This is a genomic window from Mucilaginibacter gossypii (genome assembly GCF_017569325.2).
In the GTDB taxonomy this organism is placed as follows: Bacteria; Bacteroidota; Bacteroidia; order Sphingobacteriales; family Sphingobacteriaceae; genus Mucilaginibacter; species Mucilaginibacter gossypii.
Genome location: NZ_CP071878.2, coordinates 920,300 through 946,687, shown reverse-complemented (window position 1 = coordinate 946,687; position 26,388 = coordinate 920,300). Strand labels below are relative to the sequence as shown.

At 43.0% G+C, this 26,388-nt stretch carries 22 protein-coding genes; 6 read left to right on the top strand and 16 right to left on the bottom strand.

The features are described 5' to 3' along the window. Positions 1-46 precede the first annotated feature (46 nt). Positions 47-949 (top strand): ribose-phosphate diphosphokinase, encoded by a 903-nt coding sequence (locus J3L18_RS03990; RefSeq protein ID WP_129571950.1) that lies wholly within the window; start codon positions 47-49, stop codon positions 947-949. A 383-nt stretch (positions 950-1,332) separates the two neighbouring features. Here J3L18_RS03990 and J3L18_RS03985 read toward each other — a convergent pair whose 3' ends face one another. Next, positions 1,333-1,869: a hypothetical protein gene (locus tag J3L18_RS03985; RefSeq protein ID WP_091162070.1), complete on the bottom strand. Its 537-nt coding sequence runs from the start codon at positions 1,867-1,869 to the stop codon at positions 1,333-1,335. 428 nt (positions 1,870-2,297) lie between these two features. Here J3L18_RS03985 and J3L18_RS03980 point away from each other — a divergent pair, with 428 nt between their 5' ends. Further along, positions 2,298-2,675, top strand: a complete 378-nt coding sequence (locus J3L18_RS03980) for a hypothetical protein (RefSeq protein ID WP_129571951.1) — start codon at positions 2,298-2,300, stop codon at positions 2,673-2,675. 378 nt (positions 2,676-3,053) lie between these two features. On the opposite strand, the gene J3L18_RS03975 is transcribed toward J3L18_RS03980, so the two are convergent. Beyond that, positions 3,054-4,448 carry a transposase gene (locus J3L18_RS03975; RefSeq protein ID WP_208102422.1) on the bottom strand — a complete coding sequence of 465 codons (1,395 nt, stop codon included), beginning with the start codon at positions 4,446-4,448 and terminating at the stop codon, positions 3,054-3,056. 703 nt (positions 4,449-5,151) lie between these two features. Here J3L18_RS03975 and J3L18_RS03970 point away from each other — a divergent pair. Next, entirely contained in the window at positions 5,152-5,583 is a 432-nt protein-coding gene (locus J3L18_RS03970) for a hypothetical protein (RefSeq protein ID WP_311085389.1), read from the top strand. 93 nt (positions 5,584-5,676) lie between these two features. On the opposite strand, the gene J3L18_RS03965 is transcribed toward J3L18_RS03970, so the two are convergent. The 8 genes from J3L18_RS03965 to J3L18_RS03930 form a co-directional block, all read right to left on the bottom strand. Continuing rightward, complete coding sequence (locus J3L18_RS03965) at positions 5,677-7,449, bottom strand: hypothetical protein (RefSeq protein ID WP_129570671.1); 1,773 nt, start codon at positions 7,447-7,449, stop codon at positions 5,677-5,679. A 139-nt stretch (positions 7,450-7,588) separates the two neighbouring features. Next, positions 7,589-8,482: a flavin reductase family protein gene (locus tag J3L18_RS03960; RefSeq protein ID WP_129570672.1), complete on the bottom strand. Its 894-nt coding sequence runs from the start codon at positions 8,480-8,482 to the stop codon at positions 7,589-7,591. An 86-nt stretch (positions 8,483-8,568) separates the two neighbouring features. Then, positions 8,569-10,113 carry a carboxylesterase/lipase family protein gene (locus tag J3L18_RS03955; RefSeq protein WP_129570673.1) on the bottom strand — a complete coding sequence of 515 codons (1,545 nt, stop codon included), beginning with the start codon at positions 10,111-10,113 and terminating at the stop codon, positions 8,569-8,571. Between the two features lie 681 nt (positions 10,114-10,794). Beyond that, positions 10,795-12,087 (bottom strand): NAD(P)/FAD-dependent oxidoreductase, encoded by a 1,293-nt coding sequence (locus J3L18_RS03950; protein ID WP_129570674.1) that lies wholly within the window; start codon positions 12,085-12,087, stop codon positions 10,795-10,797. Positions 12,088-12,542: 455 nt separating this feature from the next. Then, positions 12,543-13,682, bottom strand: coding sequence for an XdhC family protein (locus J3L18_RS03945; protein ID WP_129570675.1), 1,140 nt, complete (start codon positions 13,680-13,682; stop codon positions 12,543-12,545). A 14-nt stretch (positions 13,683-13,696) separates the two neighbouring features. Further along, a complete protein-coding gene (locus J3L18_RS03940) occupies positions 13,697-15,829 on the bottom strand; it encodes a xanthine dehydrogenase family protein molybdopterin-binding subunit (RefSeq protein ID WP_129570676.1) in 2,133 nt (710 codons plus the stop codon). Positions 15,830-15,869: 40 nt separating this feature from the next. Further along, on the bottom strand, positions 15,870-16,862 hold the full coding sequence (locus J3L18_RS03935; RefSeq protein ID WP_129570677.1) for an FAD binding domain-containing protein: 993 nt from the start codon (positions 16,860-16,862) through the stop codon (positions 15,870-15,872). After that, the gene (locus tag J3L18_RS03930) at positions 16,859-17,494 is read right to left on the bottom strand and encodes a (2Fe-2S)-binding protein (protein WP_129570678.1); all 636 of its coding nucleotides are present in this window, start codon (positions 17,492-17,494) and stop codon (positions 16,859-16,861) included. Before J3L18_RS03930 ends, J3L18_RS03935 begins: the two co-directional genes overlap by 4 nt. A gap of 160 nt (positions 17,495-17,654) precedes the next feature. On the opposite strand from J3L18_RS03930, the gene J3L18_RS03925 reads away from it, so the two are divergent. Beyond that, on the top strand, positions 17,655-18,026 hold the full coding sequence (locus J3L18_RS03925; protein ID WP_129570679.1) for a glyoxalase superfamily protein: 372 nt from the start codon (positions 17,655-17,657) through the stop codon (positions 18,024-18,026). Between the two features lie 4 nt (positions 18,027-18,030). Here the strand turns inward: J3L18_RS03925 and J3L18_RS03920 are convergent, their stop codons facing one another. The 4 genes from J3L18_RS03920 to J3L18_RS03905 form a co-directional block, all read right to left on the bottom strand. After that, positions 18,031-19,791, bottom strand: coding sequence for an alpha-L-rhamnosidase-related protein (locus J3L18_RS03920; RefSeq protein ID WP_129570680.1), 1,761 nt, complete (start codon positions 19,789-19,791; stop codon positions 18,031-18,033). 518 nt (positions 19,792-20,309) lie between these two features. Then, entirely contained in the window at positions 20,310-20,783 is a 474-nt protein-coding gene (locus J3L18_RS03915; RefSeq protein ID WP_112654144.1) for a Dps family protein, read from the bottom strand. A gap of 59 nt (positions 20,784-20,842) precedes the next feature. Further along, the gene (locus J3L18_RS03910; RefSeq protein WP_189549357.1) at positions 20,843-21,013 is read right to left on the bottom strand and encodes a hypothetical protein; all 171 of its coding nucleotides are present in this window, start codon (positions 21,011-21,013) and stop codon (positions 20,843-20,845) included. Positions 21,014-21,132: 119 nt separating this feature from the next. Next, positions 21,133-21,582 (bottom strand): GNAT family N-acetyltransferase, encoded by a 450-nt coding sequence (locus J3L18_RS03905; protein ID WP_091163410.1) that lies wholly within the window; start codon positions 21,580-21,582, stop codon positions 21,133-21,135. A gap of 344 nt (positions 21,583-21,926) precedes the next feature. Between J3L18_RS03905 and J3L18_RS03900 the strand changes: the two genes are divergently transcribed. Then, positions 21,927-22,193 (top strand): CHC2 zinc finger domain-containing protein, encoded by a 267-nt coding sequence (locus J3L18_RS03900; RefSeq protein WP_129570681.1) that lies wholly within the window; start codon positions 21,927-21,929, stop codon positions 22,191-22,193. Positions 22,194-22,427: 234 nt separating this feature from the next. After that, positions 22,428-22,907, top strand: a complete 480-nt coding sequence (locus tag J3L18_RS03895) for a hypothetical protein (RefSeq protein WP_129570682.1) — start codon at positions 22,428-22,430, stop codon at positions 22,905-22,907. A 174-nt stretch (positions 22,908-23,081) separates the two neighbouring features. On the opposite strand, the gene J3L18_RS03890 is transcribed toward J3L18_RS03895, so the two are convergent. Next, positions 23,082-23,837, bottom strand: a complete 756-nt coding sequence (locus J3L18_RS03890) for an SGNH/GDSL hydrolase family protein (RefSeq protein WP_208102553.1) — start codon at positions 23,835-23,837, stop codon at positions 23,082-23,084. After that, positions 23,834-26,308 carry a glycoside hydrolase family 95 protein gene (locus J3L18_RS03885; RefSeq protein WP_208102505.1) on the bottom strand — a complete coding sequence of 825 codons (2,475 nt, stop codon included), beginning with the start codon at positions 26,306-26,308 and terminating at the stop codon, positions 23,834-23,836. Before J3L18_RS03885 ends, J3L18_RS03890 begins: the two co-directional genes overlap by 4 nt. Positions 26,309-26,388: the final 80 nt, after the last annotated feature.

Sequence of the window (26,388 nt, the reverse complement as noted above, 5' to 3'; positions counted from 1 at the left end):
TTTAAGCCTTAAGCATTCTGCTTTCAGCTCATATATAGATGCTCAAATGAAAAAATTACTATTCGCCATAACCGGATATGAATACCTTGCCGAAAAAGTGCTTGCCCTGGGCACCTGCGAACGCGGCGAAATTGAAGTGAGCCACTTTACCGATGGTGAGCGTTACCAGCGCATCCTATCCAACGTGGAAGGCCGCGAGGTGTTGCTGATTGGCGGTACCGTGAGCGACAGCGCCACGCTTGAACTGTATGACCTGGCTTCGTCGCTGGTGAGTTATGGAGCCGATTCGCTTACGCTGGTGATCCCCTACTTTGGTTACAGCACCATGGAGCGTGCCGTTAAAGCCGGCGAAATTGTAACGGCCAAAACCCGCGCCCGCCTGCTTTCGGCTATACCCAAATCAAACCGGGGCAATAAAGTGATGCTGTTCGACCTGCACAGCGAGGGCATCCAGTACTACTTTGAGCAGGACCTGTACCCCGTACACGTATACTGCAAAGATATTGTGATTGAAGCGGCCACCCGATACGGCGGCGATAACTTTGTAATGGCCAGCACGGATGCAGGTCGTGCCAAATGGGTTGAGTCATTAGCTAACGACATGGGCGTAAATGCCGCTTTCATCCTGAAACGCCGCCTCAAAGGCGACCATACCGAAGTAAGCGCCATCAACGCCGACGTAGCCGGCAAAACGGTTATTATCTATGACGACATGATCCGCTCGGGCGGCAGCATCGTAAACGCCGCGATGACTTACAAAAATGCCGGTGCCGGGGATATTTATGTGATCACCACACATGGTTTATTTGTGAACGATGGCATTGGAAAGTTAAAAGCCTGTGGGGCTATTAAGAAACTCATTTGTACCGATACGCATGTGAACTGTAAAGATTTGGAAGGGGATGATTTTGTGGAGGTGAGGACTGTGGCGGGGTTGATTTGTGGGTGAAGCGCTAAGAGATTTTTTAAAAGAATTTGTTATTCAAAGAAACTAAGCAATATCAAAGCAAAAAGAGTATTCCAAAAAGAGATCAAATTATGCAAGATATAAAGGACCGTTTTCTTTGGCAAAGCAAGATTAACTATATAAAGGAATCACTCCTAAAATGAGTTAAGCTTTCAGCTTAACTTTATGACAGTTATATCGTTTATTACTATTTAGGCCATGCAAGCAAAATGCTTGAACAGTTTTAGGTTCAAGTCAGGCTACCGCTTCGACCAGAATATATATTCCAGTTTCAGAGAACTGCCCTTGTTGTTCAAACATACAATAAGTAACAGCATTCGTAATTCAAGATTTCGTCTAAGATCTCTTGTACGCTTATATTAACTTTATTCCCAAAAGCCAAACATACCACTCAATCCAAATAAAAAACGATCTTTATTATAATAAAAAATAAAAACTGTTGGCTCAATACTTACAGGCGGTTCGTTATCAAAACCTCCTTGATATGCGTTTAAGAATTTGAAGGCTTTCGTAGCTTTTAATCTCGAAAAGAAGTATCCCGGGTCTTCACTTCGGCCATAAACTAAAACAGGGTGCTTTTTATATTCAAAGAAGCCGTAGTATTTGTCTTTCTTTAAAAGTAAACTATAAAGATCATCTTCTGCCAATGTTGTAAGTCTTACCTGATAGACACCTACTCCGACACTGGATGTAGAATCCTTATTCTTTTGAATTCTTAGCAGAATTGTATTTTTTTTCCTTGAATTAAAATAGCCAAATACAGAATCTATAATTTTTTTTTCAAAATTTTTACGTGGACACAATAAATGGATTTTCTTCGTCTGCCCCATTAAAATGATGCTCCAAAAAACAAAAAATAATAACAATGGAGCAGCAATAATTTTGCTTTTATTGATAATCATAATAAACAAGTTTAGGTCCCAATATTAATAGTTATATATTATTACTTTTTTTGTGTTGTAGTTAAAATATTGACGTTGTAACATCGCATACCGTCCGCGTATTGTTATTCATTGGAAAGTATTGATTTGATATAATGAACTAATGCTCTATCTCTTCGCTGGAGCACGCGTGCCGCGTGTTTCTTTCAACTGATCATGAATGTCTAATTAGGTGAAGTTACAAATTTGTCAAATATCTTTTCAAAACAAAACGGACAAGGTACACGCGACACGCGTGCACCAGTACTAAAACACTCAACACCGCAATCATATATACCGTATCTTTCAAGAATTAACCATAGCTTTAAAAACAGAAATCATCAACACAACCATGCCCACAAGAGAGCATAACCGATGACGCTTATCTATCTCATAAAAAATACCGCTAAATGAACCGGGAGTTAATAGAAAAATACGAGATTAATTTTACCAATAAGGTTATGGACATGGGCAAATGGGGTAAAAAGATTAGTAAGATACCACATACCAATAGTATAGCCAGCAGCTTTTTATATGGTTGGGGGGCGGATGACCTGACTGAAGAAGTAATCCCACAGATAGAAAAAGTACTCAGCGGTGAACTTGCCGAATATGAATCTGGTTCCGATCTTGTAGAAATTACGGTTTACAAAACCATTACGATATTTTATCTAGATGATGTTGGGAGGAATTATCCGGAAGTTCCTACTACAGAATTAAAAGAACTTGTAGAAGCATGGCGGGACTTTCTGTTACAGCCACCATTTGACGGAAATGCTGTATTATAATGCGTTTTGCAGATCTAAAGGCGCCGCAGGCGTCCCCAACTGGTCGAGTTTAGCGACAGCGTAACTTCGTCCAGAATAAGAGAATGATAGACTTATTAACAGTAATTTGAACTGGTTATCCGCTAGCTGATAAACGCTAACCATTCCTGCAAAAGTTGTTTAAATCCTGCTGCGGCAGAATCGTCCCTACGTCCCCCCTCCGCTGGCGCACGCGTGTTCCTCTCAATCTTGCCTTGGCCCCAGTTAAATGAAGTTATCTTGCTAAATATTATTTCAAAACAAGATGAGTAAAGTACACGCGACACGTGGCCGTTGCACAACGAATACTTAGACAACAAATAAGTATTCGTTATCTAATCACTTTCCTGAAAAACCTGATTATGTGTAGTAAAAACGGGAGCTTTTAAATGCTTCTAAAAGGCTCATTATTACCTGCAAGAACGACTTTCCTTCATATTTAATTAACTTTTTAAGATTGTAAGCGATTCCTGCCATCAACATGCATTTATTGGCTAATTCTATTCCAATTGTATTTACTTTTCTCATTCCCAGGTACTCAACCAGCGTTCCAATGACAGGCTCCACTGTGCTTTTTCTTATGACCATCATTTGTTTGCCATAGGCCTCGTTTAATCGTTTGTGCATGTCGTCAAACAGCGGCTTAGAAAGCGAATTTGTAATTGTTTTATAGGTTGATTTTTTGAGGCACTGTTTGCGAACAGAACATACCGCACAATCGGATCGTTTACTCATATATTCTTTAGAAACGCCGTGATGATCCTTATAACCAATAAATTTTAAGCTATTACCCTGACTACATTGGTATGTATCATTTTCAGCATTATATGTAAAACCCTGCCGTTCTGACTTGTAAGTGCCTGTGTTGGGGATATATCCGGTAATTCCTCTTGAAACAAGGCTTTGCAATACAGTTGAACTGCTATAATTAGCATCCGCAATTACTTCCTTTACCTCCAAACCATGATCTCCGAGATTGACACAAACTTTATCAAGCACTGTATCAAGACATTGGTTGTCCTTTTTGTCTGCATGGCAGGCTCCAATGCTTGTAATCACATAGCTGGATGTATCTACGCTAAGCTGACTGAGATAATTTAACTTAGTTACCTTGCCCGGTTTTACAGACATTCTCGCATCCGGATCAGTAGTACTTGCCCGGTTAGCATTACTGCGCTTTTGTGTTTTTTGCCTTCCTGATTTATCGGATAAGTGATCATCTCCTTCAGTTGCCTGACCTTCTTTTAACTGGTCTGTGAACACCTGTCCATCCTCTAAAATATCCTCAACACTACTCATTGATGCATTCGCTTTTACAAACACACTATCAACTGCCTGTCTTTTGCCGGTTAACATTCCTTTGTCTATGCACTGCTTTAATACTTGTTTAAATAATTGGTTAAATATGTCTTCATCATAAAGCTGACGGGTACGACTTAAAGTAGAATGCCAAGGCAATTCTTCGTCGATATCGTAACCAATAAAATAAAGAATATCAAGGCGCATGGATGATATGTTAATGATGCGCCTATCACTTGGCTGATTCTCCAAATAGCCTACGAGTAATAACTTAAAGAAAACAACCGGGTCAATACTTTTTTGTCCGTCTTTTCCGTAATACTTAGCGGTAGAAGCATATAAAAACTGAAGATCTAGTGTTTCTTTCAGCTTTCGGTATATGTTGTCTGCCGGAACACGGTCGGATAATTGGAAATTGGTAAAGAGTTTCTCTTGATAGTGCTTCTTTCCTTGCATGTCATTAAGATACTAAAAACCAGTATCTTAACATAAATTATTATAAAATAACTGGCGCGTTGTGCAACGGCCACGACACGCGTGCACCAGCATTGGGCTGAAATAATTAAATTTATGTGAATTATCAACACAAGTCAAAGTAACTCTAAATCCCTTCTTCATGAACAGAATTTGGACAGTCTGCATTTTTATAACTTTAATATGCGTAAACACCGTTTTTGCCCAAAAAGCTTCGTTACACTCTGTAAAAATCGAATGGGAATCGTTTTCAACCGAAACTTTCCGTGCCGTTAGCTGCGATGATTTTGAATCCTCTTTTTTAGATACACGCAAGTATTGCGTAATAAGTAAAAAACCAGAACTAACAAGGTTAAGTTCATTGCGAATAAGTAAGCTTTTTAAGACAGAAAAGGAGTTCAAATCAATAGACGTCCGGGGCAAAATAATTTTCAGCTATTCAAACTCAACCGTTAAGTATTGCTTTGATCAATTTGGGCATTTCTATTATAGGGAAGCATTATTTAATAACAAATCGCTTTGGGCATTTATCATCAATACTATTCCAAAAGCAGATCAATGAATTTACCCGCTGTTCTCAACACTGACTGTCTTATAGTTCATGGTATTTACACCCACAATTTCTACCTTTATAAATACCATGCTAATCCACAAAGAAATTAAAGACCGGGAACTCCATTTTTATATGAACGGCAAACTCATTTACAAAAGATGGCTTGATACTGGAGCATCAAAAGTATTTGATGTTATGGCTTATGATAAATATACTCTTGCGAGTATCAGGGAAATAAAGCAGGAAGAACACCAACTAATTTCTGTTAAAGCTTTAATAAAGCTAAAAGCAACCAAAGATGGCGGAAGACGAACAGGGATATTAAGCGGATACCGGCCCAATCACGTTTTTGAATATAACAAAGATGGCAACAGGTTTGAAACATACATCGGGGATATTAGGTGGGATGATGGGTTTACAATTGAGCCCGGTGAAGAAAAAGCAGTAACTGTAAGATTCTTTTTAGGTTGGAAAATAGAGCACTACTTAAATATAGGCAGAAAATGGTGGATACACGAAGGGCCAAGATGCATTGGAGAAGCGGAATTGATTGAATTTTTATAAAATTAATCATAGCATACGCTGCCTTTAGTTGGTGCACACGTGCCGCCCCCCCAGCGCTTGCGGCAGCGGGGGATTTTATAGGCTAATCCCCCGTTACCTCGAAATACTAAAACTACCGCTTATCTCCACCACCTCACCGGGCGCCCCTACCGAAAAATTGAGATTAGTTTTAGTTTTAAACGTTCCCTCAATTAAGGTGTCGCTCGTTTTATATTTTGTGATCTGGGTTGTACCACGTTCGTAAAGCCCCCAGGTCATGGTGTAATTATTTGAAGGTATAGAAAAGCCGCAGGTATACAAATCAACTTTCCCCCCTTTAAAGCCAAGATAAGTCAGAAGAAAGCCCTGTGTTCTGTCGGCACTGTGCGCAGAGATCATGGTTGTCGGGCTACCATTCCAGGGTTCAAAAGTCTCGCTCATCGACAGGCTATCTTTAGGCGTTTCAAACGTATAGGTTTTTCCATTTACATTTATTGTTACCTTACCAGCTTGCGGTACAGTACACAATGAAGCCAAATAGGCATTTTTAATGCCGGCCCTTATCGGGTTATTGCTGTTTTGATGAATAATTTTGTTTTGCTCATCATAAACAACCAATTTACCATTGTAACCATTGAACTGGCACAGAAGGAAGGTAAACTTAAAATAGCCATTGTTATCAAGATTACTCAGCATCTTTTTGCCGTTAAAAGTAAACTCGGCCCTGCCCTTCACGCCGTTAAATCCGCAATCTTCTATTTTACCCTCAAAGGTGGTTATGTATAGCGCCAAATTAACAACCAGTGGTTGCTCCAATTTTTTATCGACCGCAATTGGCGGGATTAAAAAGGCGTTCAACATATCATAACATGGCGATGCTACGGCTGTACGTATTTGTGTATTGGCCGGCACGTAAATTAATGCAACGCCTTTCGAGTTAATTCTTACGCCCGAAAAACTATTAACGGCGTAATTATCTATACCGCAACCAAGCCTAAAAAAGCTGGCCGGGTTTGAATTGCCATCCGTTACATAAGCCCTGAGCAAAGCTTGCGGATAAGCTGTGCCCCATTGCAAATAGGATAGGCTTGTTGTGCTACCGGTAAAATATTGTCCGTTCAAGGTAGCGTCGCCGGCTTCTTTCCAGATATCATCGGCTTCGTCGTAACTCCATATCTTTATTGGGTTGCTTTTGTTAATGTAAACATATCGCCAGTCAATTTTATAGGTATAATTAACCGGCTTTACCAGTTTAAGCAGTTGCCCCGTGTTGCCATAAACCTGCACATTCATCCCGCCCCAATGGTCTAACACAACTTTCTGATTCGTTGCCGTTAAAGCCCTGGTATCCCCCGGCAATTTATCCGCATATTCGCTAATGATATTGGGAGGCATTTTTACGGTCACGTTTCCATTATAGGCACTTCCGTCTTGGTTAACAAAGCTATTAGGCTGAAAAACCAGCGTAGCGTAGGTAGTGGTAATGGTACCGCCGCTTGCCGATCCGAAACTTCCGACGGTTTGTTCCAAAACTAAAAGGTAAGAGAGGTTTTCTATCGTACTATTCTCTTCCAGGGTAAAGGTTTTACTGAATTTGAAATACCCTTTTTTAGATATCGAAAGTTTTACCTTATCAGCGTTACTTACTTTGCCGGTATACTCAAACAAGCCGGAAGCTGAAGTTGTGATTTTATGTCCATCTATAGTAACATCCACTCCTTCGGCCGCGGAGCCATCAGGGTTTTTTATATCACCTGATAGTCCAATTTCTGCCGCTCCCGGACCGGGTGTAAGTGCTGGTATTATTTCTTTTGCGTTTTCTCCTTTTCTACATCCATAAAAAAATAAAACAGCAAAACACAGTATGATAAGGCGGTTTAGTTTCATGCTCAAAAATAGCTAATATCCACCTTACTATAAAAGCCAATTACTATTATGCTGTCAATTCCCGTTGCCGTAAGTACTCACTACCGCTTACGGTAGCATTGACTTTTATAAGCTAATCACCTACAGGCACAAGCGTAACCTACATCAGCAACACTTTCCATGCATCCGTTACACGGCCGTTATCTAACAATTGTTTGGCTTTTAAATGCAGGTGCAGGGTGTGAGTGTCACTGGTGGCAGCATCAACCAGTTCTTTCTTTTCATCGGTTTTGCTAAAAGCGTTTACCTCCTCATGTGATGGCAGCGCTTCAACAAGCCCCAATATCCCAAGATCATTCCCGGTTAATACTTTGGAATATTTAACCTCTTTTGGAAAAGCATCTACACCGATACCTATTCCGGCGCTGCCTGTTGGTTTGGAAATTTTAAATAAATTATCACCGGTTACCCTGCAATACCAATCGCCACCTAAACGGGCCACCAGATCTATTTTATGCGGGTCTATTTTATCATTAGCATCCAAAATAGCTTCGCTGATATGGATCCGTTTCACCTCAGCAATAACCAAATTACCCGCGCCCCCGTTTTTTCCTAACGATATCACATCATTCACTGCACATTCCAATTGAACGGTCGACTCCGCCACCCTCGGTGGTTTTACCGTATCCGAAGCCAGTTCAGTAAAGCCCGCTTTCGCAAATTCGTTTACCCCTTTTTTGTAATCCATACTGGTTAAATAGGTCTGTTGCACCATATCATAGTTCACAATATTGATCACACATTCAGGCACTTCCAAAACATTTTCGAGCGTGTGTTTAGTGGTATTATCCCGCGCCCTGCTTGTGGCCGAAAAAACACATATTGGCGGGTTGATACTAAAAACATTAAAAAAACTAAACGGACTTAAGTTAACCCCGCCGCTTTTGTTGATAGTGGATACAAAACATATTGGCCGGGGAGCAATGGCATAGTGCAGATAAACCTGCATTTCGGCCGGTGTCAGTGATGTTGCATCAATAGTTCTTAACTTCATTCAAGTTTTATTTAAAGCTTAATCGGACTAACAGCTATTTTCTTTGATCCGGTACCTGCCATTTACGAGGAGCCGGGCGCTCCGGTTTACTTAACACCGGCCTGGCCATCCGGCGAACGCCTCCATCTGAAATAAGCATCCAATACTTTCAGCGACGCAAGGTCCGGAACAGGGCCGGTATGCGCCGTTTGGGAAAAGTACATTACTGCCGGACGGGCGGGGCTGTAGGCCGGCCATTCGGGCTTTCCGTCACCATTGGGGTCGCCATACTTTGCAAAGTTTGTCCAGTAAGTACTCATTGCATCCGAAATATCAAGGTCTGCTTTAGCCTGCGCACCTGATACATTAAGCAGGCCGAACACATAAGCCACTTCCTGTGCATGCGGCGATCCATAACCTGCCTGCGAGGAACCTGCCGGATACTCGGGGTGTTGATCAAAATAATAATAAAAAACCTTGGATTTGCCCCTTTTTGCCTGTAATGTAGCCCAGCTCCAGGTATGCCAGCCAAACGCTGCATCACGTGTTAAGTCGCGCGCGGTTTTGGCTACCGTACCGGTGCCGGGCGGATAAGCCTTAATAAGTTCATCGGCGAATTTTCCATAACGGTTTTTTACTGCGGCGATATAGTCATCCGTAGTTTTAGGCGGCGAAAAACTGGCCCCTTCATCAGAGTTATAACCAACCAGTATTGGTATGTCGTTATACTTACCGGATTCGTAGAGCTTATATTGATCATCGGGAATCACCCAGCCATCAACAATGGGCCATGCAAGCCCGCGTACGGCGGGGAGCTTATCAGCATCAACTTTTCGCAAACTGTCAATTGAGGGATACCCGGCACCTTTAGCATATGCTTCGCCGGCAGCTTCGGCATCATGCAGCTTTTTCATATTTTCGCCCGGAAATGTTGTGGTACGCGTTGGGCCAAATGAGCCCCCGCTTTCGGAAATGGCCCCGCGAAACAGTCCTTTAGCCAGTGGGCTTGCACATAACATACTAACCGCGATGCCTCCTGCCGACTCGCCAAAAATAGTTACCTTGCCGGGATCGCCTCCAAAGGCTGCAATATTTTGTTTAATCCATTTAAGTGCTGCTATCATATCAAGAATGCCGTAGTTACCGGATACTCGTTTGGGGCTTTCGGCGCTCAATTCAGGATGCGCCAAAAATCCAAGCTGGCCCACGCGATAGGCGATACTTACCAGCACCACATTTTTTTTCGCCAGATTGGCACCGTTATAAGCCCATTCGGCAGTGCCGCCGGCATTGAAAGCACCGCCGTAAATCCATACAAGGACCGGAATTTTGCTATCGGGTGATTTAGCAGGTGTCCAAACGTTCAGGTACAAGCAATCTTCACTTTTTCCCGACACAGGGTTGCCCCCTTGCATAGGTTCCGGGGCAAATTTGTCGGCCAGGCGCACACCATCCCATTTTGCGGCGGGTTGCGGAGGGCACCAGCGCAATTTACCAACCGGAGGAGCGGCAAATGGAATACTTTTATAAACTGTGAGGCTATTTTCAAAAGTACCCTGCAGCAGCCCTTCATTTACCTTAACGGGAGCCGGTTGTGCATTGGCAGTCAGCATAGTAAATACTGAAGCAAGCATATAAATTAAACGTCTCATAAAATTGCGATTGGTTGGCTCAAAACTACCATTAAACTGCTAAATCTCAATTGTGCGAACAAGTATTTTACCATGCTGGTACGCGTTTCGCGGGTATGTTTAAACTAATATCAGATAAAGCACATGCGGCATATGTGCAGCGGCAATAAAAGTACTCAGGCCTCAGGGCCGACGAAGCGAAGCTTCGTCATATACACAGAAAAGCGCAAAGCTAATCTTCCCGGCTTTAAGCAATGGTGGCAGTACTTTGTCACCATCAAGATTTCGTCAACCGGTCTTATCAAAAAACATAAAAAGAAGCACAAAAATACACTCAAAATCAGCCACCGTTGGATTAAGGGTGAAACACCTAACAAATACCCAAAAAAGTTTTAAATACTGATTATCAATAATTTAACTGTGTTCCACACAAAAACACAAACCTCTTATTATCAACGAATAACATTTTTATCCCGTTCCGTTATTTTTCACTTAAAAAATGGAACACATGGATTTTCAAAAAAAGGAGCACCGGGCTTTTTTCATTTTTTTTTCGGGAATCAAAAAATTGGGACACCTCATTTGTTACAATGCTCCCGGCCATAAAGGCGCTTGCTCATTATTTGAGAAACGAAAAAGGGGCAGCAACCTGCACCAGGCGCTGCCCCTTTTTTGTATAAGCAAACCATTTAATACAGACGATTAATCTGCCCGGCTCTGCCCGCTCCCGAATATCATCCTTAGTGCCTGATCACGTGTTAAAAAGGCTACAGCCCAGTTATACAAAGTTTTAATTTTATTATTATAATTCACCAACGACATTAAGTGGATAAATAGCCATACAAATAAAGCCGCAATACCACTAAGGTGTACCTTGTGCTTAAACAGGTCGACCACGGCATTATGCCGGCCAACAATGGCCATATCTCCCCTATCGAAATACTTAAATGGTTTTATGGCTTTGCCTTTTGCCATGGCTATAAAGTTCTTGGCAGTATTGCGTCCCATTTGTATGGCAACCTGTGCCAGTTGCGGGTGCCCTTTGGGATAAACCGGATCGGTTATTTGCACGCTGATATCGCCTATGGCATATACATCTTCAAGGTCTTTAACCCGGTTATATTCATCAGTGATCATGCGGCGGCCTATGCCTAAACTACTCGCAGGGATCCCCTCAAAAGTATTGGCAATGATACCGGCAGCCCAAATCAGGGTTTTGGCTTCAAGTGTTTCACCATCGGCAAAGGTTATCACACCATTATTAAAATCGTTTACATGGGCATTTAATTTAACTTCAACACCCAACTCAATCAGCGCCTGGCGGGTTTCCTTGTGGGTTTTATCACTCATGGGGGCAAGCAAATCAGGGCCGCCATCAACTATGTAAATTTTACCTTTGGCATTCATTAGCTCGGGGTAATCCTTTTTCAGGATATAGTTTTTCATCTCGGCAAGCATACCAGCTACTTCAACACCAGTTGGACCGCCCCCGGCAACTACTATGGTTAAAAGCTTTTGACGCTCTATTGGATCGGTAGTAATGGCTGCCTTTTCCATTGTTTTAATAAGGCTGTTACGCATTCGGAGCGCGTCGTCAATTTCTTTAAGGGAGATGGCATTTTGTTTGATACTCTCAATCCCGTAAAAATTTGTACTTGCACCGGCCGCGAAAACGAGGTAATCATAAGATAGCTCGCCATTACTCAAATAAAGAATCTTTGCCGCAGGATCAACCTTAACCACGGCTGCCATACGGAAACTCAATCTTTTATCCCTGAAAAGCTTACGGAAGGGATAGCTGATACTTGATGGTTCAAGGAAACTGGTTGCTACCTGGTAAAGCAGCGGTGTAAAATAATTGTAGTTATTTTTATCAACCAGGGTAACATCATAATAATTGTTTTTATATAGCTGCTGTGCAATGTTAAGCCCGGCAAAACCGCCGCCAACAATTACTATCTTTTTTTTGCCGCTTTGGGGTGTTATACTTGTCATGATACTTAATATTTTATAGGCAGGTAAAGCAGGATCAGGTTCCGATCTGAAAAATATTCCGGCTTCATTTGCCTCGTTTTTCTACCATAAATTTACTGAAGTTTATGGCAACCGGCCTCATCTTAGTGTAAATATTACACACTTAAAAACTCAACCCATTCCTCTGCATTACCTCACCTATGCGATACAAAATTGCGCAGTAATACCTGATTAAAAATGGCTAAAGTTCTGATGTTTGGTCTATTTTACGGTTCCGGACAATTAATGATTGCGGTATGACAAATCGCAACCAAAACTGTTAATTCGAAGAAGATTTGAAAAACTAACTAAAGTAATTATATAGAGTCTACTAATTTCATATAAAATATTTGAATAAAGTTAATAGACAATCTTTGGATTTAAGCTTTGTGCTTTTTGCCTTCTGCTTTTAGCTTTCAAATCCAGATACCTGACGGCTACTTAACCAGGTATTGAAGATTAGAAATATGGATAGGCGCAGGTTTATATTTCAATGAATATCCCTGGCGTGCTGATAATACCGCTTTAATTTCAGACATAATCGATAAGGCTATCTCTTCGGCCCCCTCTGCACCTAAATCCAAGCCTACCGGGCCATAGATGTTGTTCATTTGTGCTTCGCTAATAGATATGCCTGCATGTTCAACTTCTGCCAGCATACGTTCCAATTTCTTTTTGGGGCCGAGGATGCCGATATAGGGTAACGATGTCGGTAATAGTTCTTTAAGCAGCGCTATCTCATAGTTATAATTGTGGGTCATCATAACAATAGCGGTACGATCATTGGTCTTTATATGCGATAATACATCGGCTGGTTTGGCAGTTACAATATTTTGAGCAAACGGGAACCGTTGCTTAACGGCATAATTAGGCCGACCATCTATCACGGTAATATTCCAACCTAAAACCGCAGCTATTCGTGTTAAAGGAATTGCGTCGTTACCTGCCCCCACAATCACGAGCGAAATCACAGGTTTAATATGTTCTACAAAAGCGGTATACTCGGTATCAGCCTGGTAAAACCGTATTTCTGATCGCTGTTCTTCCAGCACCCTTTCAGCATCACTTACCAAAGCAATCTGGTATTGCAGGTGCCCGGGATGGCTTATCGCAAGTTTATCTTCGGTAAGGCAAAGGCACGTACCGGGCTGCGCCGCTTTTCTGTCTTTAACGGAGAATACAGTTGCAAGTACGGCATGCTGACCATTGCTGACGATATTTTTCAACAGACTAATTGGGTTATTGATATCGCTGGTTATGGGTTCAATAAGAATATGGATAATGCCGTTGCAGCCCAATCCTACGCCCAGCTTGGCATCATCATCGTCGGTAGTATCATAGGTTACCAGTAAAGGTTGTTGCTGCAGGATCACCAGTCGGGCTTTACGCAGGGCATCGCCTTCCAAACACCCGCCGCTGATGGCGCCGGTAAGTTGCCCGTCCTCAGTAATCAGCATACGTGCGCCGGCCCGGCGATAGGCAGAACCTTCCACCAATACAACAGTAGCCAGGGCAGTTTTTTTACCCAGTGCATGAGCCTCATCATAGGCGGCAACTATGTCAATAATCTCTTTCATCAGCAGCTTTACAGCTATATCAGTTTATCGGGCGTTATGGGCAATTCCCTTACCCTTTTGCCCGTAGCGTTATAAATGGCGTTTGCCAAAGCAGGAGCTACCCCTATCAACGAAATTTCGCCAATACCTTTGGTGCCTACCGGATTCAAAACCGGATCGGGCTTATCAATAAATATAGCTTCTATCTGCTGGATATCGGCATTTACCGGCACGTGGTAATCGGCAAAGTTACCGTTAATGTAGCGCCCGTAACGATCATCAAAAACAGCTTCTTCAGTCATGGCCATGCCAACGCCACCAACCGCGCCGCCAATCATCTGGCTGCTGGCGGTTTTGTGGTTAACTATTTTTCCGGCATCAACACAGGCTACAATCTTTTTGATCTTTACCTGCCCTGTAAGCGGGTGTACATGCACTTTGGCAAAATGCGCCGAAAACGAGTACATGGAATATTTTTGCGCTTCGGGATTGCCTTTTGATTCTTGTGTAAGCTCAACCGACGGCATATTGTTTTGCTTTAACACAGCAACGTAATCAATAGGCTCCGTGCTATCGGCAGGTTTGCCGGCCATGGTGTACAGCTTCTGTTTCAAAGCCACACACACATCATGTACCGCCGAACCAACAGATGATACCGTTGCCGACCCACCCTGCGTTGGCGCATTAGGAAAAGCCGAATTGCCCAGCTCAAACGTGATCTTATCCGCAGGGATTCCCAAAGTATCAGCAGCTATCAATACCATTGATGTGCCGGTGCCCGGGCCGATATCGCTCGTGGCACTCTGAATGTTCACACTGCCATCGGCCGTCAACTTTATTTTAGCCACGGCATTGCCCCGGTATGCGCCAAACGCACCGCAGCCTATCCCGTAGCCTACCAGCCATTCGCCCTCTTTATTGGCGCCGGGTTGGGCTTTACGATCAGCCCAGCCTATGGCCTCGGCCCCTTTCTGGTAACATTCCTTTAGGTATTTGCTCGACCATGGCTTGTTCCGTTCAGGATCAGTATCGGTATAGTTTCTTAGTCTTAACTCTATGGGATCGAGGTTAAGCTTGTAAGATAACTCATCCAGCGCCGATTCAAGTGCGAAAGAACCTGTAGCCTCACCCGGACCGCGCATAGGCGCAGGCACGCCTACATTTAAAGGCACTACCTTGTAAAGCGTATTTACATTAGGACTGTTATATAAAAACTGCGATACATTTACCGCCCCTTCGGTAAATTCTTCATAAACGGCTGTTTGCGAATGCGATTCATGGGTAATACCAATCAGCTTACCATCGGCAGTTGCACCCAGTCCTATTTTTTGGATGGTTAAAGGGCGATATCCTACCTGCGTAAACATCTGTTCGCGGGTGAGTGTAAGTTTAACCGGGCGTTTTACCAGTTTAGCTGCCTGTGCGGCTGCAATTTCATGCGGCCAGGTACGTAACGAAGAGCCGAAAGCTCCACCAACAAACCTCGAATTGATCTGCACATTATCGGGGTTAAGTCCGAACGCCGCAGCAATGGATCGCTGAGAGCCTTTTACGCCCTGCGATTTGGTATACAGTGTAACCTTATCATCCCCATCCCAAAACGCGGTGGTAACGTGCAATTCCATAGGGTTATGTACTTCTGTAGGAAGCAGATATTCCTCCTCAACCACTACCGGGGCATTTTTATAGGCATTTGCCTCACCGCGCACATAATCTTTATAATTACCTTTTTGCGGGGTTACCCCTTTATCTATGTTTTTATGAAAATCCGTTTCAAAAGGCTCAGTATTGTAAGTTGCTTTAACCAGGCTTGCCGCATAGGTAGCCCGTTCAAAGGTATCAGCAACTACCAACGCAATGGGTTGCGCGTTAAAGTAAATCTTATTATCATTAAATAACTTAAGCCCGCGTACCGGCCTTTCGGCGCCGGCCTGGTAGCCCGGTACTTTTGGCGCATTAAATGGCGTAATGACAGCAAGCACTCCCGGTGCACGCTCGGCAGCCCTGGTATCAAGTGCAGTTACCGTGCCAGAAGCAATAGTTGCCGATACCAGCACCCCATAGGTGAGGTTGGGGACTTTATACTCACCGCTGTATTTAGCTCCGCCGGTTACTTTTAACCGGCCATCAACACGGCTTAAGGAATCGCCAATTGCGTCTTTTTTCATGAAGATCAGTATTAAATCTATTAGCTAAATAGTCGTTAATTTATGATGCGAGGCCGGTGGCCAATTTTAAGGATTGTACAATAGCATTGGGCGCAAGCTTTAACTTAAACTTATTGTACTCATAAGCTTTAGCTCCCTGCATGGCAATTTGCGCCGCTTGCTTAAAATTATCTTCAGTAATAGCTTTACCTTTTAAAAATGTTTCGGCAGCGGTTAAACGCCATGGCTTATGTGCCACCCCGCCCATGGCCAGTCTTGCACCTGTAATAGTATTATTTTCGATATGCAAAGCGGCAGCCACCGAAACCAGGGCAAAGGCATATGATGTACGGTCGCGGATCTTTAAATAGTAAACATGCTTGTTATAAGCAGATGATGCTGCGGGCAGATCAACTGAAGTGATCAACTCGCCTTTTTGCAAGGTATTATCAAGTTCCGGATGATCGCCTGGCAAGCGGTGAAAATCACCAATATTAATGGCTCTCGGGCCTTTTACACCCGTTACGTGGATGGTGGCATCCAACGCGGCCATCGCCACATTCATATCACTGGGGTTAACAGCAATACATTTATCGCTGGCGCCAAAAAGGGCATGCATACGATTAATCCCTTGCAATGCTCCACAACCGCTTCCGGGAGTACGTTTATTGCAAGGCATAGCAGTATCAAAAAAATAAGGACAGCGGGTACGTTGCATAAGATTGCCCCCAACGGTAGCCATATTGCGCAACTGCGGCGAAGCACCGGCATTGATGGCCAGCGCCAGCAACGGGTATTGCGCCTTTATATAAGCGTGCTCGGCAACCTCGCTATTGGAGGCTAAAGCACCTATGTGTACACCTGTAGGCGTTTTCTCTATTTTTTTAAGCGGGAGGCGGTTAATATCTATTAATTTATCCGGTACCACCAATCCCATTTTCATCATATCAACCAAGTTGGTTCCGCCTGCCAAAAAGTAACCGTTTGGTTCTTTTGCCAATGATTTAATGGCGACAGCCGTTTCGGCTGGTCGTGTGTATTGAAACTGGTTCATACCATACCTCCTTTAACTTCCTGAATAGCCTTAACAATATTGGGATAAGCGCCGCAACGGCAAATGTTACCGCTCATAAATTCCCTGATCTCTGTTTCAGAACCGGCATGTCCCTCTTTAAGCAAAGCCACAGCCGACATGATCTGTCCTGATGTACAATATCCGCATTGAAAACCATCATGCTTAATAAAAGCCTCTTGCATGGGGTGCAGCTCTTCCTCTTTGGCAAGACCTTCAATAGTGGTTATCTTTTTACCATCATTTGTTAATGCAAGACTTAGGCATGAGTTAACGCGTACGCCATTTACATGCACCGTACAAGCGCCGCATTGGCCGCGGTCGCAACCCTTTTTGGTGCCCGTAAGGTCGAGGTGTTCGCGCAGCACTTCCAGCAAGGTCACACGCGGTTCAACCATTAATTCATGTTTTACACCGTTCACCTCCAGGTGCAGGGCTTGCTTTTCAAAAACGCCGGCAAATTTCTCATCCCATTGGTTTTCGGCCGCTTTAACTACAGTACCCGGTGTTAAGGCAATGGCCGTTAACAGCGATGTTTGCTTAAGAAAATCACGGCGCGTTCCGTTTGAATTGTCTTCGCCGTCGGTTGGAGTGAAGGGCTTTGTTGTAGACATAGGTACAGCGATTTATAATTACACCAAGATAGCACTTTTAATATCAATAACTCCGTAACAAATTTGTTTTGAACAATGAAAAATCCAATTATTCAATCACCGCGCTTTTAATATTTCTTCTAACAAAAGTTTAGGGCTAACTTTAAGCAAATACTTCACAATGAAAATGATCCCGCTTTTTAAATGCCGCGATTTACGACAAGCCGTCGGTTTTTACACCAACGTGCTTGATTTCAGGCTCAAATACCCTGAAGCCACGGCTGATGACGGCGTTATTGATCTGGTAAGTGATTTTGGAGAGCTGCAGCTAACCATATATGAAAGCGACCGTTTGTTTGGCTCTGTAGTAAATGTTTGGATTGATGATGTGGATAGCGAGTTTAAGAATTACATATCCCGCGGGCTGGATACCTCAGTTAAAAAAGAATCGCCCGTTCACCAGGGACCAACCGACCAAACCTGGGGAACGCGCGAGTTTTATGTTACGGATACTGACGGCAATACTTTACGGTTTTGCCAGCGGCAACGGTAGATATTTATTGGACCACCTTAACTTCCGCGGGCGCATTAATTGTGGTTTTTACTTTACCATCAGCCTGCTTAACATGTTTAATTTTCACAATACCGTATGGCGTTGGATAAGTGCCTTCGGCAAAGCTCAGATCGCCCAAATGGGGTTCAATCTTAATTACCTTACAACCTGGCGCCAATATCTTTACACCCAACACATACTCAGTTAACCACGGTGTTGGCCCTGATGCCCAGCCATGCGAAAGACTATGCCTGAAACCTTTATAACAATAAGCGCCATAATCACCATGGATATCTTTTTTACCATCGGGCACCAACTCATCTATCCGCGAAGCGTTGGGCAACCAGTCGATATTAAAATCTTCCCAAAAAGTAGTGGCGCCAAGGTTCAGCATCGGTCCCCAAAAGTTACGGATAGCATCAATGCCACCCTGGTAGTCGCCGGCTTTGGCTTTGGTCAACAGCATATAATAACCAAAAAACGTTGAGTAATTGTGTACTCCATCTTTAGAAAGAATATCGTTTGCTTTTTCGGCAGGGAGTAAACCCGATAAACCCGATAAGGCTGCCGCCTGTTTTGAACCGCTGGCATCCGGCACATTGTTTTTTAGTTTAGCAATCGCGGCTTCGCATTTTTTGGCGGTGGCCTGATCATTCAATATTTTGCAGAGTTCGGCACCGGCATTCAGGGTCATCACCAGCATGGCCTGTAAACCCGCATGAATAGCAGGTTTGTTTTCGCTCGATGGCCAGTCCAAAAACCGACCGGCGCCGTCCAACTTTTCGCTGCCGTTTGCATCAACCTGTACAGCGTACTGATTCAGCAACTTTACCAAGTAAGCTTTCTGCTGCTGCAGATATTTCAAATTACCGGTGTACATATACCAATCGCGTTGGATTAGGATCCACCACATAGAATAAGATACCATACCGTTCATATAGTCGGGCAAAGGGGTAATGTCCCGTGCCAGATCAAGGCTCTTTGACACTACCGGATTATCGCCAAATACAGCGGCAATGGTTGATGTTTCGGGATGCATATCGCCTACCCAAACCAGCCTGTCGCGTTTAATACCGTCCCAAAGATAATCCTGCATATTGAGGTGTACGGTGTACGCACCGGTAAGCCATATTTTGTTAAGCAGCGTATCACTGCATTTAAATGAGCCGAGGTAAGGGATATCGCGGTAAACAAAAATAGCCCTTGCTTCTTTCAGCTTAAGTTGACTGTTATCATCCAGCAAATCGATCCGTACAAAGCGAAAACCGGTGTTACCGATTTCCAGCTTACCCAACCATGGCAGGGACATGATCATGTCGCGCATAGCGTGGTCGTTAGTAGCACCTTTTATGGTATCGATGTTTGACATAGCTTCGCTTGCCGATTCGCCAAAACGGATACGCACCCTCACCGGCTTGCCACCCCTTGACTGATCGGTTACCAATTGCAAACCGCCGTGCAATTCCCTACCAAAATCAAGCAATAAACCGGACTTTCCCTTTTCATCACTTTGAAGAATGCACAAGTCATTACCTGAAAGATCGGCTTGTCCATCACCTTGCTTCAGCAGTTTTTCGGCATTGATAATATTGGTAGCTGCATTCGGCGATTTCCAAAGAATGCGGACCGGTGAAAGATATTTCCTTACCGTTTCTGTAGATTGCGCTTCGGCAGATCGCTTAGCATCAAAAACCGGAGGAAGCTTTTGGGCCTGACAGATAAAACAGATGATGGTTAGTGTAAGTATGCCGATGATTTTCTTCATGTGAAAATATCTTTTTGTCTGTTTTTAAAATTCCGCTCTTGAGAAAGAGCCCAATGGAAAATACTGCTGTAAAGGCGTATTTCGCACTGCTTTATTAGTTGCCGGTTAATCACAGTCTTTTTTATCGAGTCAAGGTCTTTAACCGCACCTTCTTTAAAGATATTACCGGAGATTAAATACAAATGAGACAGATTTATCGTGAAAGCTGGTAAGTTTATAATTAAACAATACTAACGCTTTCATCATGATCTGGCATCCTGTACTATCTTTTTTTAATACATTATATTATCGATGGTATTAACGCTCTCCTCTGGGGCGCTTACTTCAGGAACAAGTAAGCAATGCACCGAAGCTGCAAAAGGTTTACATGGCAATAGGATTATCATCAACAACTAACTTACCTTGAGCAGGCTGAATAATATTGCAGGGATAATCATTTTACTTTCCGCTCGTGATCTTCCGTTTGTATCCGGAAGATCATTTGAGCCGAAAGGTGTTATTTAAACGGGGAGATCATTTTATCTAAAGTGCGACCTCAGCATCCAGGCCATGCCCTCGTGTGTTTCCATCAAGCCGGTAATAAAGTCGCTGGTACCGGCGTCATTAAACTGATTTGCGAAGGGATTGATATTACCGCGTATGAACTCGATGATGCTTTCATGGTCTTCAAGCAATTCTTTCAAAAAGCCAGCGCTATCGTTTTTGTGATCGAGCTTTTCGGTTAAATGAGTAAGTTGCAACAACTGGGTTAAAGTAGCTGGTGCGTAATGACCTATCTTACGGATACGTTCGGCCACGCTGTCCATAATTTCATCAAGCTCGTTGTATTGCTGTTCAAAAAACACATGCATTGAATGAAAGTCGGGGCCTTCAATATTCCAGTGAGCATTACGGGTTTTGGTGTACAGTACAAATTCGTCGGCTAATAATTTGGCTAACTGATCTGAAACGGCCTGGCGGTCTGCTTCATTAATTCCGATGTTTGTTTTCATGATATATGTAATTTGTGATTGTTATTCTTGTTATAACTTATTCATATTTTGGCAGATGCCTATACACGCTGAACTGTCTTTTTACGGGGCCAATATAACGTAAATGCGGTTACCCAAAAGTAAAAAATCAACGGCATAGGATGATCATGGTATGTGTATGACAAATCCCAACCAATAGATGACAGTACAAGCGTGATAAACACCATCGCCCCGCAGATTATGACTTTCATGCTATGTAGTTTTTTTGGAAGTGTCATCATACAATTTAATCAGTAACACATTTACAACTGCATCAAATTAGTAAAGCGGGCAACAATAATCATCAGTGCTCTTTTCAGGTAGAGATCTGTCAGGACAGGATCATTTCAATATGGTCGATACCATCTTCATCATAAATTTCACCATCAATTTTAAAGCCCGACTGTTCATAAAACTTGATAGCATAGTACTGTGCCCCTATCCGGATAGGCACATCTCCATAGATCTTTTTAGTTTGATCGATGGCGGCCTGGGTTAGTATTTTACCTACACCCGTACCGCGTACTTTTTTGCTGCTAACTATACGCCCAATTGATGCTTCGGCATATGATTTACCCGCGGGTACAATACGGGCATAGGCCACCAGTTCCTGATCATTATCAAACAATAACAGATGGTGGCAAGCGTAGTCTTTATCATCGGTGTCTAAAAACACACAATTTTGTTCAACTACAAATACCTCGCTCCTGAGCTTTAGTAATTGGTACAGCTCGGTAACGGTTAAATCATTAAAAGCTTTGCAAATTTGAGTGTAGTTCATGGTGTTTGATTTTTCTCTCGCAAAGCGCAAAGTCTTTTTGCCGATTTGCTTGTGTGGCTAAAGTAGATATTTCTGAGAAAAGCAGAAAGCATGGCCAGTTACTAAAAAAAAGTCATACCGAACTTGTTTTGGGAATGCGCGGGGCAAGCAATCTGTTAAACATCCATCAACTTAGCATGTGGGCTGCTAAATAAAATGATGCCCAGTTGCTACGTAAATTACCACATGTGATAAAGAGGCATTACTTTGTCCCGTGGGAATAACTTTTTTTCAACAATCCCTTATTGCAACCTGGTAAAAAATTATTTTCGCAGCCTGATAAATTAATCATTCTATCGCCCAACATGTCTGCATCTCATTCCCTGTTGCCGGTACAGGCCGATCTTGTACGAATTGTTTCAAAATATGTGTTGCTTGAAGAAAGCCGGAGAAATTTAAAAGGCCGCTGTCCTTTCCATAAAGACCAGGCAACCTCCCTGATGGTGTCGCCCGAAAAAAATATTTTTCAATGCTTTGGCTGCGGTAAAGGCGGCGGCCCTGTTGAATTTGTAATGGCCATTGAACACAAAACCCGAGAAGAAGCTATTCAGCTGATAGCAGAAAGTAATTAAGTTTTACAAAAGCGGATCAGGCTTACCCGATCTGCTTTTTTAGTACTAAAGCTTTTTCTTTAAAATCAAAAACAAAGCCAGTGATAAAGTTTATTTGTGCTACGAACTAACCGACCAACAGCCTGTTTGATATTTTTTTAGAGCTTTTATTTACAATTCTATTACCTTAATCAATAATTGCGTGAAGACAGTTTTTTGGTTAGCTCTTGGCAACGAAATGTACAATAAACCACAATGAAAACGACTCTTTTGTTTCCTTTAACCATTTTACTGCTATTCTCCTGCTCCGGGCAATCTCATAAACGATCTAATATAGATGAATTTTACACAGCAAAAGGAGAATGGGATTCAGCCAGGTTACCATTCATTAAACCTTATGAAGCAATAATTGTAACTAAAGAATCAGGATGGGGAATGAATCTGGAAGGCATAGATGGGGATACAGGCTTTTCTCACATTAAAAAAGCAAATGTTATAGATGGCGTAATTCTGGTTTATTACACTAATTCAATTCTTCATGGAAATTATGTTAAAGAAGGGTGGTATGTTGTGGTTCCAGCAAAAAAAATAGAGCGGGTTTTTTCAACCCATAAGAAATATCTAAAATATTTAGAAAGCATTCACATTTCAGCAGAACCAATTCTTTATGATATTGAATCTATTGCTGATTACTACGAATATCATGATATCATAGATTGGAAAAAGATTCATTAATTTCTACGCCGTTGTTAGTGTTCGGAAGAAGAGATTTGGGTTGGAGATAGTGGTTAAAAAGTCATGTAAAGAAACGGCGAGACAATCTCGTAGCTGTACAAATGGGACATGCATTGACTATGGGATTGCCACGCTATACTCACAACGAGTTTTTGTATCGTAAAACGGCAAAAATCAATACAGCTTTTTAACCGCCTTCATCCATTCCCGGGCAATGAGCTCATGCCCTGCCGGCATGGGATGAACACCATCCCAGATCCAATGCTCAGCATTGGCTTTTTGTAAAGCTTTATTAAACACCTCCTGCAAAGGCACAAAAATGGCGTTAAATTTTGATGCAAGTGATTTAACTATAACCTGTCGCTTTTGAACTTCGGTTGTCCAAAGCTCCGGGTTCTTGCTTACCATACCAACGGGTAAAATAAAAGGCTCTAACATGATCAGCTTAACATCGGGTAACGCAGCTTTAGTTTGTGTTAACAGCCTATCATAAGCATTGCCGAAATCGTCGGCGGTTGCTTTATGGCCCTGCATTATTACCCTGTGCACATCGTTAATGCCTATTAGTATGCTTAATACATCGGGCTTAATATCCAACGTATCTTTTTGCCAGCGTGATGCAAGATCATTTACGGTATTACCACTGATGCCCCGGTTAAAAAACTGGTAATCACGGCCGGGATAGTCAAAATTAATACGGGCAGTTATCAAATAAGCGTAGCCCTGACCGTAAACATGGTTCCAGTCTTTATCATAACTGCGGCCGCCGTCGGTTATCGAATCGCCCTGGAAAAGAAAAGTTTTTCCAATGCCATCATCTGGCAAATAATCATCATTCTTTGCTGATGCTGATACCAATCCCGGTGCTGCCATTGCTGCTGCGCCCGCCAGCGATGCTTTCTTTAAAAAATCTCTCCTGCTGCTGCTCATATGCTGCTTACTAATTGGTATGATTTGCCTTTTTCTGTATTGATCACCAACTCATACCCCTCTTTTACCTTAACAGGAGTAGCATTTAAACCATTAACTGTCAGTTTAGATTTAGATATAATATGGCAGGTGCCGCCTGTTTTTGATAACACTTGGGCGGTCACAACCTTGCCCGCTGCCCATTTCATGTCAACTACAAATGCGCCTCTTGCTACCAAACCTTTAATTTCACCATTGGCCCAGGCATCGGGCAATGCAGGTAGCAGGTGTACATTACCATCCTGGCTTTGCAGCAGCATTTCGGCCAAACCAGAGGTACCACCAAAGTTACCATCTATCTGGAACGGAGGGTGAGCATCGAACATATTCGGATAAAGTCCTCCCCCCTCGCTGTAGTTGTATCCACTTTCGCCGGTTAAGCGCAGCAGATCGCGGTAAAGTTTGTAGGCATGGTTGCCATCTCTCAACCGGGCCCAAAGGTTTACTTTCCAGGCCAGGCTCCAGCCGGTGCTTTCATCACCGCGTAACTCTAACGATCTTTTAGCCGCGGCTGCCAACTCAGGATTTGTAGCTATCGAAATTTCATTAGCCGGGTAAACCGAATATAAATGCGATACATGGCGGTGATGCGGGTCAGGCGATTCCTGGTCTTTGTACCATTCCTGCAATTGGCCTTTACTGCCTATCTGATACGGGATCAGTTTAGCTTTTTTGGCGATAAGCGAATCCCTGAAAGCTGCATCAACGCCCAGTACCTTAGTTGCTGCTATCAGGTTATCAAACAGATCGCGGATGATACCCATATCCATTGTAGTAGAAACAGAAACATCCCCGGTTTTACCCTCAGCATAAATAAAATCATTTTCGGGCGACATAGACGGTGCAGTTACCAAATGGCCCTGACCATCGGGCACTAACCAATCAAAAGTAAATTCGGCGGCGCCTTTCATTGAAGGGTAAGCTGTATTTTTTAAAAACGCTTTATCGCCGGTATATAAATAGTGCTCCCAAAGATGACGGGTTAGCCAGTCGCCACCCATTGCCCAGTTTGCCCATTTAGGGTCGCCATGACCAAGGTCGCCTACAGGGTTAGCCAAAGCCCAGATATCTGTATTATGGTGGGTTACCCAGCCCTTAGCATGGTAGAAATCTTTAGCAACACCAGCGCCCGTTTCCGACAATCCTTTGATCAACTCAAATAAAGGCTGGTGCATTTCAGACAGGTTACAATCCTCTGCCATCCAGTAGTTCATTTGCACGTTGATGTTGCTGGTATAGTTTGAGCTCCATGGTGCACGTAATTCTTTATTCCAGATGCCCTGAAGGTTAGCAGGAACGCCCGGTGTTCTGGAGCTGCTTATCAACAGGTAACGGCCATATTGAAAATATAAAGCTTCAATGCCAGGATCAGTACCATGATTCTTATTGTAAAGCGCAAGTCGTTCATCAGTAGGCAATTCGGCATGACTGCCCTTGTTATCGTTAATTTTAAGGCTTACCCTGTTAAAAAAACGATGATAATCGGTCAGGTGGGCGGCGAGCAACTGTGCATAAGGTTTAGCAGCAGCTTTATCAAGGTATTTGGCCGCAACCTTTTCGTCGCCATCAAGGCATTGGTTGTACGCTTTAAAACTGGTGGCTGCGGTAACATACAGCGTTAAACTTGATGCCCCTTTTACGGTGATCCCGCTTGTATCGGCAGTTATTTTACCATCACTGCTTACGGCCTTTGCCAACACCTCATACCGCATACCTCTGCACTTATCATCATCATCATAAACTATCGGATTTTTTGAATCAACATAGCTTGGCTCAACATGCGCCGGAGCTTTACCGCTAAGCTGCAATACATTTTTATTCAGCACCTCTTTTTGAAAACGAAGCTGGCTGCTCGTATTTATTTTAAGGTTTAACTGTTTAGCCTTATCAGCCGTAAACCGGATAACAATTACCTTATCAGGTGCCGAAGCAAAAATTTCGCGTTTATAGTTTATATCGCCAACGGTATATTTTGTTGTGGCAACAGCATTCCCGATATTCAGATCGCGGTAATAGCTGGTGCTGTTACCACCATTATATGATTGTTTGATATGCAGATCGGCCATAGGCAAGAAGCTTTCAGAGTATAAGCCCTGCATCTTTTGCGTTAGCTCATGTGCCTTTTGATATTCCCCTTTAAACAACGCTTCCCTTACCTGGGCCAAGTATTGAAATGCACCGGGATTTACATTTTGCTTCACCGGCCCACCCGACCATAGGGTAGATTCATTGAGTTGCAGCAACTCATCATCAACGCCACCAAAAATCATGGCTCCTAATCTGCCGTTACCTATCGGCAAAGCTTCTGTCCACGCTTTTGCGGGCTTTTTATACCATAAAGTATTGTTTTGCGCGTTTGCGTTTGGCGCAATCAATTGCATGCATAGCGGTAAAACTACAAACAGGAATGTTGTTTTCAGGCCTTGGTTCATAAAATAGGTTAAAATTGTTTTTACAAGTATACCAATGCAACAGCTATAAAAAATAATGCTTATTGGCATTTTAATATACA